Origin of the sequence: Tomitella biformata AHU 1821, assembly GCF_000524475.1 — a bacterium.
Classification (GTDB): Bacteria; Actinomycetota; Actinomycetes; order Mycobacteriales; family Mycobacteriaceae; genus Tomitella; species Tomitella biformata.
This window is the reverse complement of the sequence record NZ_BAVQ01000009.1, coordinates 121,582-134,262: the sequence shown is the minus strand read 5'-3', so window position 1 is coordinate 134,262 and position 12,681 is coordinate 121,582. Positions and strand designations below refer to the sequence as shown.

General features: G+C 69.2%; 15 protein-coding genes. 9 read left to right on the top strand and 6 right to left on the bottom strand.

Annotated elements, in window-relative coordinates:
- Nucleotides 1–8 precede the first annotated feature (8 nt).
- A complete protein-coding gene (locus TBIF_RS06380) occupies nucleotides 9–1,262 on the top strand; it encodes an alpha-hydroxy acid oxidase (protein ID WP_024794012.1) in 1,254 nt (417 codons plus the stop codon).
- 155 nt (nucleotides 1,263–1,417) lie between these two features.
- Nucleotides 1,418–1,849: a GlcG/HbpS family heme-binding protein gene (locus TBIF_RS06375; protein ID WP_024794011.1), complete on the top strand. Its 432-nt coding sequence runs from the start codon at nucleotides 1,418–1,420 to the stop codon at nucleotides 1,847–1,849.
- On the opposite strand, the gene TBIF_RS06370 is transcribed toward TBIF_RS06375, so the two are convergent.
- The 3 genes from TBIF_RS06370 to TBIF_RS25905 form a co-directional block, all read right to left on the bottom strand.
- A complete protein-coding gene (locus TBIF_RS06370; RefSeq protein ID WP_024794010.1) occupies nucleotides 1,850–2,653 on the bottom strand; it encodes an MBL fold metallo-hydrolase in 804 nt (267 codons plus the stop codon).
- 25 nt (nucleotides 2,654–2,678) lie between these two features.
- Complete coding sequence (locus tag TBIF_RS06365) at nucleotides 2,679–3,248, bottom strand: ester cyclase (protein ID WP_024794009.1); 570 nt, start codon at nucleotides 3,246–3,248, stop codon at nucleotides 2,679–2,681.
- Nucleotides 3,249–3,411: 163 nt separating this feature from the next.
- Nucleotides 3,412–3,582: a hypothetical protein gene (locus TBIF_RS25905; protein ID WP_162835014.1), complete on the bottom strand. Its 171-nt coding sequence runs from the start codon at nucleotides 3,580–3,582 to the stop codon at nucleotides 3,412–3,414.
- 235 nt (nucleotides 3,583–3,817) lie between these two features.
- Here TBIF_RS25905 and TBIF_RS23030 point away from each other — a divergent pair, with 235 nt between their 5' ends.
- A complete protein-coding gene (locus tag TBIF_RS23030; protein ID WP_148302178.1) occupies nucleotides 3,818–5,413 on the top strand; it encodes an Ig domain-containing protein in 1,596 nt (531 codons plus the stop codon).
- A 12-nt stretch (nucleotides 5,414–5,425) separates the two neighbouring features.
- Here the strand turns inward: TBIF_RS23030 and TBIF_RS06350 are convergent, their stop codons facing one another.
- Nucleotides 5,426–6,289, bottom strand: coding sequence for a DUF5995 family protein (locus tag TBIF_RS06350; RefSeq protein ID WP_024794007.1), 864 nt, complete (start codon nucleotides 6,287–6,289; stop codon nucleotides 5,426–5,428).
- A 28-nt stretch (nucleotides 6,290–6,317) separates the two neighbouring features.
- Nucleotides 6,318–7,073, bottom strand: coding sequence for an IclR family transcriptional regulator (locus tag TBIF_RS06345; RefSeq protein ID WP_024794006.1), 756 nt, complete (start codon nucleotides 7,071–7,073; stop codon nucleotides 6,318–6,320).
- Nucleotides 7,074–7,143: 70 nt separating this feature from the next.
- Between TBIF_RS06345 and TBIF_RS06340 the strand changes: the two genes are divergently transcribed.
- The 5 genes from TBIF_RS06340 to TBIF_RS24395 all read left to right on the top strand — a co-directional run bounded on the left by TBIF_RS06340 (nucleotide 7,144) and on the right by TBIF_RS24395 (nucleotide 10,977).
- Nucleotides 7,144–7,968, top strand: a complete 825-nt coding sequence (locus TBIF_RS06340) for a 2-keto-4-pentenoate hydratase (RefSeq protein ID WP_024794005.1) — start codon at nucleotides 7,144–7,146, stop codon at nucleotides 7,966–7,968.
- Complete coding sequence (locus TBIF_RS06335; protein WP_024794004.1) at nucleotides 7,965–8,912, top strand: acetaldehyde dehydrogenase (acetylating); 948 nt, start codon at nucleotides 7,965–7,967, stop codon at nucleotides 8,910–8,912. Before TBIF_RS06340 ends, TBIF_RS06335 begins: the two co-directional genes overlap by 4 nt.
- A complete protein-coding gene (gene dmpG, locus TBIF_RS06330; protein WP_024794003.1) occupies nucleotides 8,912–9,940 on the top strand; it encodes a 4-hydroxy-2-oxovalerate aldolase in 1,029 nt (342 codons plus the stop codon). Before TBIF_RS06335 ends, dmpG begins: the two co-directional genes overlap by 1 nt.
- Nucleotides 9,941–10,028: 88 nt before the next feature.
- On the top strand, nucleotides 10,029–10,253 hold the full coding sequence (locus TBIF_RS24400) for a hypothetical protein (RefSeq protein ID WP_024794002.1): 225 nt from the start codon (nucleotides 10,029–10,031) through the stop codon (nucleotides 10,251–10,253).
- Nucleotides 10,254–10,530: 277 nt separating this feature from the next.
- Entirely contained in the window at nucleotides 10,531–10,977 is a 447-nt protein-coding gene (locus tag TBIF_RS24395) for a putative endonuclease domain-containing protein (protein ID WP_051461380.1), read from the top strand.
- Between the two features lie 81 nt (nucleotides 10,978–11,058).
- Here the strand turns inward: TBIF_RS24395 and TBIF_RS06310 are convergent, their stop codons facing one another.
- Nucleotides 11,059–11,910: a class I SAM-dependent methyltransferase gene (locus TBIF_RS06310; RefSeq protein ID WP_024793999.1), complete on the bottom strand. Its 852-nt coding sequence runs from the start codon at nucleotides 11,908–11,910 to the stop codon at nucleotides 11,059–11,061.
- Between the two features lie 47 nt (nucleotides 11,911–11,957).
- Here TBIF_RS06310 and TBIF_RS06305 point away from each other — a divergent pair, with 47 nt between their 5' ends.
- Complete coding sequence (locus tag TBIF_RS06305; protein ID WP_024793998.1) at nucleotides 11,958–12,530, top strand: helix-turn-helix domain-containing protein; 573 nt, start codon at nucleotides 11,958–11,960, stop codon at nucleotides 12,528–12,530.
- Nucleotides 12,531–12,681 lie beyond the last annotated feature (151 nt).

Below are 12,681 nucleotides of genomic sequence, written 5' to 3'. Positions count from 1 at the left end.
AATCCACCATGGCAACACCAGGATCCAGTCAGGCCCGACGCGTCCCGCGCCCGCACGATTTCCTGCCGCTGCTCAAGTTCAAGAGGCCGGTCCTGGACCCGACCACGCGGCGGCTGGAGCGGGCGCTGACCATCGCGGACCTGCGCGTGATCGCCAAGCGTCGCACGCCTAAGGCCCCGTTCGACTACACCGACGGCGCGGCGGAGGCGGAGCTCTCGCTCAGCCGCGCCCGGCAGGCCTTCGAGGACATCACGTTCCACCCGGCGATCCTGCGGGACGTGTCCGCCGTCGACACCTCCGTGCAGGTGCTGGGGAAACGCTCGGCCCTGCCGTTCGGCATCGCCCCGACGGGTTTCACCCGGATGATGCAGTCGGAGGGGGAGATCGCCGGCGCCACGGCCGCGGCCGCCGCTGGCATCCCGTACTCGCTGTCGACGATGGGCACCACCGGCATCGAGGAGGTCGCCGCGGCAACCCCGCAGGGGCGCAACTGGTTCCAGCTGTACATGTGGAAGGACCGGGACCGGTCGATGGCCCTGGTGGACCGGGCTGCGGCCGCGGGGTTCGACACCCTGTTGGTGACCGTCGACGTCCCGGTCGCTGGCGCGCGCCTGCGGGATGTGCGCAATGGCATGACGATCCCGCCGACGCTCACCCCGCGCACGGTGCTCAACACGATCCCCCGCCCGGCCTGGTGGATCAACTTCCTCACAACGGAGCCGCTGGCCTTCGCGTCGCTGGACAAATGGTCGGGCACCGTGGCCGAACTCCTGGATACGATGTTCGACCCGACCGTGACCTTCGAGGACCTGGCCTGGATCCGCGACCAATGGCCGGGCACGGTCGTGGTCAAGGGCGTGCAGAGCGTCGAGGACGCGGTCAAGGTCGCGGAGCTGGGCGTCGACGCGGTCCTGCTGTCCAACCACGGCGGCCGCCAGCTCGACCGCGCGCCGATCCCCTTCCACCTGTTGCCGCAGGTGCGGGCCGCGGTCGGGGATCAGCTCGAGGTACACCTGGACACCGGCATCATGTCCGGCCAGGACATCGTGGCCGCGCTCGCGGTGGGCGCGGACTTCACGCTGATCGGGCGGGCGTATCTGTACGGGCTCATGGCGGGCGGCCGACGGGGGGTGGACCGGGCCATCGAGATCCTCACCGGCGAGATTGAGCGCACGATGCGGCTGCTGGGGGTCACGTCGATCGCCGAGCTGGAGCCGAGGCACGTCACGCAGCTGCAGCGGCTGGCCCCGCGGAGCGTCTAGCCGGTGCCGGCAGCCTGTCAGACCGAATGCGACCGGCACTCGGGTGTGCGTTCCATGAAGATTTGGTGAAGACGCACGCGCCGACATCGCTGGTGCACAATGGCGATACGGGCATGGCCACTCCAGCCCGGCGCCTCGATTGATTGGACGATCGCATGACTCTCAACCTCGACACCGCCCGTACCCTGATCGCCGCCGCCCGTGCGCATGGCGCGCAGGAGGGCTTCAAGCCACTGACCGTGGTGGTGCTCGACGCGGGCGGGCACGTGCTGGCCGCCGAGCGCGAGGACGGCTCGTCGAATAAGCGCTTCGAGATCGCGTTTGGCAAGGCGAATGGCGCACTTGCCCTGGGCGTCGGCTCGCGGGCGCTGATGGCGCGGGCGGAGGACCAGGCCTACTTCATCGCCGCGGCGGCCTCGGCCATCGGCGGCGCCCTGGTGCCAGTGCCCGGCGGTGTGCTGGTGCGCGACGGCGAGGGCACGCTGATCGGCGCCGTCGGTGTCACGGGCGACACCTCCGACCACGACGAGGCGGCCGCGGTGGCCGGGATCGCGGCGGCCGGGCTGACCGCTCAGCCCGGCGCCTGACTACGACGGTGCGCGCCCCCGGCGCGCGAGATCCAGCAGGTGGGGGTCGTGGGCGTTGACGAGCAGCAGGTCAGGCTCGGCCGCGGCCCATAGCTGCGTGAGCCGATCATGATTGGCCCGGACCTTGGCCCAGTCATACGCGATGAGGCGCTCCATCGCGAGCAGCGCCTTCGGCGCCTTGCCAGCGCCGTCGACCTGGCCGTGGTGGTAGAAGGAGTCGCCGGCGTGGAGGACCCACCTCTCGCCCGCGTCGACCGCCACCGCCGCGTGGCCACGGCTGTGCCCTGGCAGGTTGATCAGCACGATGCCGGGGGCGATGTCGGTGAGTTCCTTGGCCCCCGGGAAGCCCCGCCAGCTCTCCGACTGCGCCGGCGTGTGTTCGACGAGCAGCGGGTTGTGCTCGAGCTGGGCGGGGAGATAGCGGCCCTTCTCCTGCAGTGTCTGGGGGTGCCGCGCCGCGAAGGACTCGGCGGCGGTCAGGTGGATCTGGGCCCACGGGAAGTCGGCGATGCCACCGGTGTGATCGGCGTCGAAATGCGTGAGCACGATGTGCCGCACATCCTGGGGATCGAGCCCGAGCCGCGTGATCTGGCGAAAGGCGCTCTCCTCGGGATCGTAGGCGGGCCGCACAAAGAACCTGGCCGGGCCGAACCGTCTGGCCCGTTCCGCCGGGTCCCGCAGGCCGAGGCCGGAGTCGACCAGCACGAGGCCGGACGCGGTTTCCAGCAGCAGGACATGGCAGACCAGGCCGTCGGGCATGGCGGGCGGCCGCAGCGTGGCGCAGTTGAGGTGGTGGACGCGCATCATCGATCTCCTGGTGGAATCAGAGTCAGAGATCTGGCTCGGTCGTCTCGAGCAGGCGGGCGTCGGGCGCCTCGCCGGCCATCCCCAGCATGCCGATGACGGCGCGGCCGAGCGTGACCAGGTCGCGGGGGTCTTTCTTGTCCAGCCCGGCGAGGACCTGCTTGAGGATTGTCAGCTGGTCGAAGTAGATCCGCTCGGTCACCAGGTTCTCGTGCTCGTCGAAGATGAAGTACGCCGTCATCCTGGTGCGGTGCTTCCCGCCGGTCGCGGGGATCTTGCCGAGCGGGCCGAGATGCGTTCCCAACAGCCAGAATTCGACGATCACGGCGTCGGCGCTGTGGCGCAGGGCGATGATCTCGTGGTCCTGGTCGGGGAACGCGGTGCGGGTCTCGTCGTAGTATCCCCGGACGTCGCCGTCGCCGTCATGCACCGTCATGCTGGCGATGAGCTCGTAGTGCGGATGCGGGAAGGTCGCCAGCACGTCGTCCCAGTCCTGGCGGACCTCGTCGTGGAAGTGGTTGAGCACCAGCTTCTCGCGTGCGTGCAGGATGTCCTCGGCGGGGATGGTGCGGTGGGGCGCGGTGCTGGGGGTCATGGTGGGTTCCGTTTCGGGTCAGCTCGCTGGACGGGAAGAACTGCAGGAAGCGGGGATCGGCGACCCCCGTATCTCGCCGAGTGCGATCACGAGGAAGAGTTCGATTTCGGCCTTATGTTGCTGATCGACGCGTTGGAGTCACGCTTGGGCCAGTCCGCAGCCGTCACTTCTGGGTGATCGACCGGAGTGTGAACCGGAACAGGACCGCGGTGCCGACCCCGACCGCCACGCCCACGACGGCATTGGCCAGGAGGACTCCCACTACGGCGCCCAGGGCGATGGCAACGGCGAGCGTTAATGCGACATCGGCGAGGGCGGGTCGAGACTTGTGCACCGCGGCAGCCTTCCGGGCGGGGATCAGTGTGCGCTGGAATTGAGCATGCCATGAATCCGTCGGTGCCGGGTGGTGGCCAACCCCTACAACAATTGAACAGTTGTTCCAGAATTATTTAGTTAGCCGTCCCAATGTTCCTTCCGCTTCAGGTCGCTGAGGCAGCCTTTAGATCCGCGGAGGTGTTGCCGCGACCCGGCCCGCTGGGGCCGGGTTCCCTTGTCTTGGAGGAGTCAACGTGTCGGGTAGTACGGCGAAGAGCCGACGGCAATTCGTGGAGCCGATAGTGGCGGCCGCTGTGGTGGCCAGCGTGATGGCGATGAGCGCGTCACCGGCGGTCGCCGCCCCCGGGGCAGAGGCGGCTGGCGACGAGGTGGTGCTCACCGAGGACTTCCGCGGCGCCGTGAACAGCGACGGCGAGCGGAGCGCGCCGGTCAGCGTCACCGCGACCCCGGGCGTGCCCGGGATCAAGGGCTTCGCCAAGACGCTCAACGCCGGCAACTGGGACGCCGGCCACGTGCAGGGCATCGCGGTCGACGCGGACAAGGGGCGGATCTACTACTCATTCACCACGATGCTGGTCAAGACCGATCTTGCGGGCAATGTCCTCGGCACGGTCAGCGGGTTCACCGGGCACCTCGGCGACCTCGACCTCAACGAGGCTGACGGCCGCGTCTACGGCTCGCTGGAGTACAAGGCGCAGGAGGCGTTCTACATCGCGATCCTCGACGTGGACAAAGTCGACCGCATCGGGATGGACGCGGAGGACGCCGCGATCGTGACGACGGTGCACCTCGACGAGGTGGTGGACGACTACTCCGCGGACATGGACCAGAACGGTGTCTTCGACGGCAACATCGGGAACACCCCGGACCACCGCTACGGCAGCAGCGGGATCGATGGCGTGAGCTTCGGGCCGAAGTTCGGCTCCAACGATGGCGCGCAATACCTGACCGTCGCCTATGGCGTGTACTCGAACGTGGGCCGGACTGATAACGACAATCAGGTGCTGCTGCAGTACGACACCAGCGGGTGGGGCGCCTATGAGCGGCCGCTCGTCGAGGCGGACCCGCACCGCAGCGGACCGGATACGATGTCCGGCAAGTACTTCGTCCGCACTGGCAACACCAGCTATGGCGTGCAGAACCTGGAGTACGACGCGTTCCTAGGCCGCTGGTTCATGGGGGTCTACAAGGGGAGCAAGCCCCAATTCCCGAATTACACCCTGTTCGCCATCGACGCCGCCACACAGCCGGTTCTTGGCGAGCTTGAGGGCACCGGCGGCGACACGGGCTTGCTGATCGACCTGGCCCAGGACGGACTCGTGGACCCCGCGACAGACATCCACGGCTGGGTCCAGAAGGCGGACGTCGGGATGGAGTCGCTGGGCGATGGGCTCTTCTACCTCGCCCGTAACAGCGTCGTCAACGGCCGTGAGACCGCCGACATCACCCTGCACCGATGGACGGGAAACCCGGCGGAGCCGTTCGTGCCCGTGAACGACGAGAGCGAGCTGCATCGCGCCCCCGCCTTCACCTCGCCCGCACCGGCCGCGGCGACGACGGGGACCGGCTACTCGCACACCTTCAGCGCCTCGGCCTTCCCGGAGGCGCGGTTCACGGTCTCCGACGGCAACCTGCCCCGGGGCATCGCGCTCGACGAGGCGTCGGGCGTCCTGTCCGGCACCCCGGTGGACCCCGGCGTGGTCGAATTCGCCGTCACGGCGGAGAACGGGGTCGGCGAGCCCGCAACGCAGCAGGTGGCGCTGACGGTCGATGCGGGCGTCGGCGGGGGCTTGGGCTCGCTGGGCTCTCTCGGCGCACTATTCGGCTAGCCCGCGGCCGGCCTAGATCAAGCCAGCCAGCTCCATGCCGTCGAGGCTGAGGTTGGCGGCGCGCAGGAGCAGGTCCATTTCGATGAGGGTGGCATCCCGGGTGGCCGGGTTCTGCAGGCCAAAGCTGTTGATCAGGGCCGCCGTCCGCACCGACTGGAACATCACGGTGGTGGTCGTCTTATCGCCGATGACGTCGCCCACGAACCAGCCCGTGAACAGGGGGCCGAGGTCTACCCCATAGGTCGCCTCGAAGTCCGTCGCGATCGCTGGGGTGGCGTCGACAAGGGCTTCGCCGAAGGTGTAGAAGTCGTGGGTGTGCTCGGGCGTCGTCCCGATCGTGACGAGCGCGTGCGGGAAGTCGATGATCAGGTGCGCGAAGATCTGCCCCAGCAGGACTCGGCCCGGGCTGCGGTCGCAGTCCTCGGTGAGCGCGAAGGCCGCGGCCCAGTGCGCGGCGGGAGTGCCGCCGGTGACGTACTCGTGCAGACCGGCCAGGTATAGCCGCACGACCTCGACGGCGAGAGCGGTGGCCCACTCGGAGTCGTCGTAGATGCCGGACTCGATGCTCGGCCCCACCAAATCGAGGATGTTGTCGAAGGCGATCGGGAATGTCCCCCGGAGATCCTCGGGGTTGCTGAGCTCGGTGCGCAGCGCGGAAATCCGTTCCTGCGCCTCGTCGAAGGTGGTGACGCCCGCGGGGTCCGTGAGCTCGGCGAGCCTGGCGTCCGACTCCGCGTCGGACGCCGGCCTGCAGGATGACGCTGGGCTGTCAGCCGTTGGGACGGCAGCTGTCGAGTTCGCGGCGGCGGGCGCGATACCGGCGAAGGCGATGGCTGCGGCGAGGAAGGCTGCGCTGAACGACCGTCTGAGATGCATGTCGAGGAGAATAGCGGTTGGCGGGACGTTAGCCCAGGTGGTCGCGGCGGCCGAGGGTGCTGGCCAGCCCGGCGGCCGCGGACCGGATCGCGCTCACGTGATTTTCGGGCTTGAACCGGCCGATGGGCCCCGTCACGCTGATCGCCGCGACGGGCCGCTCGCCCCGGCCGAAGACCGGGGCCGCCACGCAGGTCAGTCCCAGCGCGGACTCCTCGCGCTCGAACGCCACCCCCGCCGCCGAGATGCGGGCCAGCTGATCGCGCAGGATGCCCGGGGCCACCACGGTGTATGGGGTGCGCCGGACCAGCTCGCCGCCGAGGACCTCCCGGCGCACGGCCGGGTCCTCGTCGGCCAGCAGCGCCTTGCCAATGGCGGCGCAGTGCAGGGGCAGCCGTCCGCCGATGCGGGATGGGGAGCTCGCCTGGCTGTGCCCGCCGATCTTCGCGACGTAGACCACGTCGTGGCCGTCGCGCACGCCCAGGTGCACCGTCTCATGGGTGCGCGCGTAGAGGTCCTGCAGGAACGGCATCGCCATTTCCAGGAGGCTGCGCTCTAGGGAGGCGAGCATGCCGAGCTCGAACAGGCCGCCGCTGAGGCGATATCCGCCCTCGACCCGGTCGAGGAGCCGATTCGCCGCCAGGTCTCCGGCGAGCCGGTAGACCGTGGCCTTGTGCAGCCCGGTGCGGCGGACCAATTCCGCGAGGGGCAGCACATGGTCGTCGGGGCGGAAGGCGCGCAGGATCGTCACGGCCTTGCCCAGCACGGTGTCGAGGTCCGCGGTCATCTGCCGAGCGTATCGCTCAGCGAGACGTATTGCTGGCGCACCCCGGCAGGGATGTTGGACAGTGGTAGCCATGAGCCAGCAAACCCCCTCCACGACAGTGAGCGATGCCGACATCGCCAAGGCCGCGGACCGCCTCTACGCCGCCATCGAGGCCGGCGTGCCCTGCGAGCCGGTGCGCGACCTGATCGGTGAGACCGACCTCGTCGCCGCCTACAAGGTCCAGAACCAGGTGAACGCGCGCAAGCAGGCGGCCGGCGCGAAGGTCGTGGGCCGCAAGATCGGCCTCACCTCGAAGGCCGTCCAGGAGCAGCTCGGGGTGGGTCAGCCCGACCTCGGCGTCCTCTTCGAGGACATGGACTTCCCCAATGGCGGGGACATCCCCATGAGCCGGCTGATCCAGCCGAAGATCGAGGGCGAGGTCGGCTTCGTGCTCGGCAAGGACCTCATCGAGGGCGAGCTGGACAAGGCCCAGGTGCGCGACGCGATCGAGTACGCCGTCGCCGCCCTGGAGATCTGCGACAGCCGCGTCGAGAACTGGGACATCCGCTTCGGCGACACCGTCGCCGACAACGCGTCCTCCGGCGTGTACGTGCTCGGCACCGAGCGCCGCACCCTCGCCGAGGTCGAGCCGGTCGACGTCGAGATGACCATGTCCGTCGACGGCCGCGAGGTCTCCACCGGCAACGGCGCCGCCTGCCTGGGCGACCCCATCGAGGCCGTCGTCTGGCTCGCCCAGACGGCACGGGAGCTCGGCCAGCCGCTGCTCGCGGGCCAGGTCATCCTGTCCGGCGCGCTCGGCCCGATGGCCACCGTCGCCGCCGGCGAGACCGTCACCGTCACCGTGTCCGGACTGGGCACCGTCAGCGCACGATTCGTGGAAGGCAACAACGCATGAGCAAGATCAAGGTCGCGATCATTGGACCGGGCAACATCGGCACGGACCTGATGATCAAGGTCATCCGCAATTCCGAGCACCTCGAGATGGGCGCCATGGTCGGCATCGACCCGGCCTCCGACGGGCTGGCCCGCGCCGCCCGCCTCGGCGTGCCGACCACCGCAGAGGGCGTCGAGGGGCTTATCGCCCTGCCGAACTTCGACGAGATCCAGATCGTGTTCGACGCGACGTCGGCGAAGGCGCACATCGCGAACAACGCGCGCCTGGCCCCGCTGGGCAAGATCATGATCGACCTGACGCCCGCCGCTATCGGCCCGTTCGTCGTGCCCGCCGTCAACGCCGACGAGCACCTGGCCGCGCAGAACGTCAACATGGTCACCTGTGGTGGCCAGGCGACGATCCCGATGGTCGCGGCCGTCTCGCGCGTCGTGCCCGTGGCCTACGCGGAGATCGTGGCCTCCATCGCGTCCAAGTCGGCCGGCCCGGGCACCCGCGCCAACATCGACGAGTTCACGGAGACCACCTCGCAGGCGATCGTCTCGGTCGGCGGCGCGGAGCGCGGCAAGGCCGTCATCATCCTCAACCCGGCCGAGCCGCCGCTGATCATGCGTGACACGGTGTTCTGCCTGGTCGACGCCCCGGACCCCGCGATGCACGAGGAGATCAAGGCGTCCATCGAGAAGATGGTCGGCGACGTCTCCGCCTACGTGCCCGGCTACCGCCTCAAGCAGCAGGTCCAGATCACCGAGATCCCGGCTGACCAGCCGGTGGAGACCCTGCTCGTCGACGGCGCGAGCCGCCCGACCCACCAGGTGTCGGTGTTCCTCGAGGTCGAGGGCGCCGCGCACTACCTGCCCGCATACGCAGGCAACCTCGACATCATGACCGCCGCCGGTATGCAGATCGCCGAGCGGATCGCCCAGCTGCAGGGAGCAAACAACTGATGAGCAAGCCCAACCTCTTCATCCAGGACGTCACGCTCCGCGACGGGATGCACGCGGTGCGCCACCGCATCAGCCCGACGGACGTGCGCCGCATCGTCTCCGCGCTGGACGCCGCCGGCGTCGGCGCCATCGAGGTCGCCCACGGTGACGGCCTCGCCGGCGGCTCCATCAACTACGGCCCCGGCTCGCACACCGACTGGGAGTGGATCGAGGCCGCGGCCGATGCGATCACGAACGCCCGCCTGACCACCCTGCTCCTGCCGGGCGTGGGCACCGTCCACGACCTGCAGCGCGCCTGGGACCTGGGCGTGCGCTCGGTCCGCATCGCCACGCACTGCACGGAGGCCGACGTCTCCGCGCAGCACATCACCACCGCCCGCGAGATCGGCATGGACGTCTCGGGCTTCCTCATGATGAGCCACATGGCGCCGCCCGAGGAGCTCGCCAAGCAGGCCAAGCTGATGGAGTCCTACGGCGCGCACTGCGTGTACGTCACCGACTCCGGCGGCCGCCTGACCATGCCCGACGTCGCCGCGCGGGTGCGTGCCTACAAGGAGGTCCTCGACGAGGGCACCGAGATCGGCATCCACGCCCACGAGAACCTGTCGCTCTCGGTCGCGAACTCCGTGGTGGCCGTGGAGAACGGCGTCACCCGCGTCGACGCCTCGCTCGCGGGCCACGGTGCCGGGGCCGGCAACTGCCCCATCGAGCCGTTCATCGCCGTCGCCGACATCTACGGCTGGGACCACGGCTGCGACCTGATGGCGCTGCAGGACGCCGCCGACGACATCGTCCGCCCGCTGCAGGACCGCCCCGTCCGGGTGGACCGCGAGACGCTGACCCTCGGCTACGCCGGCGTGTACTCGAGCTTCCTGCGCCACGCGGAGGTCGCGTCGGAGCGCTACGGCATCGACGTGCGGACCCTGCTGCTCGAGGCCGGCAAGCGCAAGCTCGTCGGCGGCCAGGAGGACATGATCATCGACATCGCGCTGACCCTCATCCAGGAGCGCGAAGCCGCGAACGCGTAGTCCCTTAGTTCAGCTTTTCTCCGCTGAGCGTGTAGAGGAACGTGCAGGTTTTCGCGAAAACCCGCACGTTCCTCTACACGCTCGATGCATGATCGGCGGTATGGGGGATTTCTTAAGGCCGTTCCGCGGGGCCGATCATGGGGTGACCGGGCATCGCAGGGCGAAGTTCCAGCGGCTGCTGCGGGGCGTGTATGTGGATCCGGCGGTCGACGTCACCGCACGAGTCAAGGCTGAGGCCGCGTGGGAGTACTGCCAGGGCTCGGGAGTGCTGGGCGGCGGTCCGCGGCGGCCGTGCTGGGGGTGCGGTATCTAGACCAGCGACGACGGGTCGATGCCCGCTGGCGGGACTTCGATGCCGAGCCGGCGGTGCTCATCCGGCCGCGCAGTGGCGGGGCGGGGGATTGCGACGGTTTGACGGTGCATCGGATGGACCTGCCGGAGGACGAGATCGTCCGGGCACAGGGCATGCGGGTGACGTCGGCGGCGAGGACGGGGTTAGACCTGGGACGGTGGCCGGCGTCGGCGCAGCCGCGGTGGGACCCGAATTCGCAGAGGGACCTGGACCAGCGGGTGGTGCTGCTCGACGCGCTGTGCAATCGCCTGCGGATGGAGCCCGCCCGGATATCGAGGAGGTCGCCGCGGCGCATCCCCGCGCTGGGGGCCTGCGCCGCTTGCGGGAGGCCCTGGAACTTGTCGACGGTGGCGCGGAGTCGCCGCCCGAGACGCATCTGCGGTTGCTCCTGATCCGAAATGGATTTCCGCGCCCGGAGACGCAGGTCCCGGTGCTGGACACCAACGGCCGCCTCTTCGCCCACCTCGACCTCGGCTGGGCGGAGTGGAAGGTCGGCTTTGAGTACGACGGCCAATGGCATGGCGATTCCGAGGAGCAGCGGAATTACGACGTCAACCGCTACGCCATGTACTTCGAGACGGGCTGGCGGGTGGTCACCGTCGACAAGACGCTGCTGTATCGGCTGACAGCCACACTGACCGGGCGCGCATGGGAGTACCTGGCGGCCGCGGGCGCGAGCGTGTAGCGAAACGTGCAGGATTTCGCGAAAACCTGCACGTTCCTCTACACGCTCGCGGTGTGCACCCGCTGGCCATGGAGTTGATGCTCAGGGGCGTCGGGCCGCCCACGTGGTCCGAGTGGTCCGGACGTCGAGGTCGGAGCGCCGGGCCAATGTGCGCGGCCCATCGACGTCGAGCAGGGTGTCGAGGGACGCCAGGTCCTCCGCGGAGACCTGGCCGTCGAGGTGCGAGCGCAGGCGGCGCAGGCAAATCTCGGCGTAGCGGGCGGCAGCGGTCCCGGGATTGGCCAGCTGGACCTCGAAGGGGCGCGCGGCCTCGATGGTGAATCCTGCCCGGACCAGGTTCTCGGTCCAGTCGACGAAGGGCGAGGTGTCGAGCGCCGTGTGGACCCGCTCCTCGAGTCCCGGCGGCCCGACGCCGATATCGGCGGGCAGGAAGCGCGGGAAGAAGTGCATCTCGGTCACCGCGAGCAGGCCGCCCGGGCGCAGCGCCGCGAACGCGTCGGCCAGCACCCGATCCGGATCGGACATGTGGTGCAGGGAGGACGCCGCCCAGACCAGGTCGGCGTCGCCGAGCGGAGGCAGGCCCGCGTCCAAGTCGGCCTCGAGGCCGGTGACGCGCGCCGACAATCCGAGCGCCGCGGCCCGCGTGGAGAGTCGGTGCAGCAGAAGGGGAGAGACGTCGACGGCCGTGACCTCGGCCTGCGGGAACTGCCGGGCCAGGGCGAACGCACCGGTGCCGGGTCCGGCTCCCAGGTCGATGATGCGGCGGGGTTCGCCATCGGACAGCTCGCCCAGCCAGCCGGTCAGCTCGGCGAGGTAGTCCTGCAGCACCTCGGCGTCGAGCTCCAGCATCTCCGCCATGGCGTGGTCGTCTGGGCCGGGGACCTGATGGCCCGAGTGGTTGTGGCCGGTGTGAGCGTGGTGCGAAGTTGCCATGCCTCCACGGTAACCGCGCTTTGCTCCTAGTGGGTACCATCTTGCGTATGACGCAAGAAAGCGATTTGGACAGCACCGTCCGCATGCGGATCCGAAGCCTGCGGCAGGCCCGCGGCTGGTCACTGGACCGCCTCGCCGAACGGGCCTTCCTGAGTCCATCCACCCTCAGCCGCATCGAGACCGGCCACCGCAGGATCAGCCTCGACCAGCTGACCTCCCTGGCCCGGGCGCTGGGGACGACGCTCGATCAGTTGGTGGAGTCGATCGACGACGACGACGTGGTGATCCGGCCTCAGCGCGACGAGCGGCGCGGGCAGACGAGTTGGCTGCTCAACCGGGGAGCGGAGGGCACGACGGTCGCGAAGATCCGCGTCACCGAGGAGCCGCTGGGCGGAGGTCGCGATCAGATGGGCGTGCATCCGGGCAAGGACTGGTTCACGGTGCTGTCCGGGACCGTCGCGCTGCTGCTGGGCGAGCGCATCATCCGGGTCGAGACGGGCCAGGCCGCCGAGTTCTCCACGATGATCCCACATGCGATCAAGGCATTCGGGGGACCGGCGGAGATCCTCTGCATCCTCAACCATGAGGGCCAGCGCTCCCACTTGCGCCCCCACGAATAGGCGTGGCGGCTGGCCCTCGTCGATCACTTGATAATGCGCCAGTGGACGCTAGTCTATGTCGGACGTCACATTCTGGCCGCGGACGTGCGACGCTCGTGCCATGACCAACCACCTGAAGGAGCAGCCGTGACCGCTGATCCCCAGCAAGCCG

What these genes read in the sequence shown, in the direction of transcription:
- TBIF_RS06350 (WP_024794007.1), bottom strand. Translation starts at nt 6,289, where the DNA reads ATGCATCTCAGACGGTCGTTCAGCGCAGCCTTCCTCGCCGCAGCCATC.
- TBIF_RS06380 (WP_024794012.1), top strand. Translation starts at nt 9, where the DNA reads ATGGCAACACCAGGATCCAGTCAGGCCCGACGCGTCCCGCGCCCGCAC.
- TBIF_RS06375 (WP_024794011.1), top strand. Translation starts at nt 1,418, where the DNA reads ATGACTCTCAACCTCGACACCGCCCGTACCCTGATCGCCGCCGCCCGT.
- TBIF_RS06310 (WP_024793999.1), bottom strand. Translation starts at nt 11,910, where the DNA reads ATGGCAACTTCGCACCACGCTCACACCGGCCACAACCACTCGGGCCAT.
- TBIF_RS24400 (WP_024794002.1), top strand. Translation starts at nt 10,029, where the DNA reads ATGATCGGCGGTATGGGGGATTTCTTAAGGCCGTTCCGCGGGGCCGAT.
- TBIF_RS06370 (WP_024794010.1), bottom strand. Translation starts at nt 2,653, where the DNA reads ATGCGCGTCCACCACCTCAACTGCGCCACGCTGCGGCCGCCCGCCATG.
- dmpG (WP_024794003.1), top strand. Translation starts at nt 8,912, where the DNA reads ATGAGCAAGCCCAACCTCTTCATCCAGGACGTCACGCTCCGCGACGGG.
- TBIF_RS06305 (WP_024793998.1), top strand. Translation starts at nt 11,958, where the DNA reads ATGACGCAAGAAAGCGATTTGGACAGCACCGTCCGCATGCGGATCCGA.
- TBIF_RS06335 (WP_024794004.1), top strand. Translation starts at nt 7,965, where the DNA reads ATGAGCAAGATCAAGGTCGCGATCATTGGACCGGGCAACATCGGCACG.
- TBIF_RS06365 (WP_024794009.1), bottom strand. Translation starts at nt 3,248, where the DNA reads ATGACCCCCAGCACCGCGCCCCACCGCACCATCCCCGCCGAGGACATC.
- TBIF_RS06340 (WP_024794005.1), top strand. Translation starts at nt 7,144, where the DNA reads ATGAGCCAGCAAACCCCCTCCACGACAGTGAGCGATGCCGACATCGCC.
- TBIF_RS06345 (WP_024794006.1), bottom strand. Translation starts at nt 7,073, where the DNA reads ATGACCGCGGACCTCGACACCGTGCTGGGCAAGGCCGTGACGATCCTG.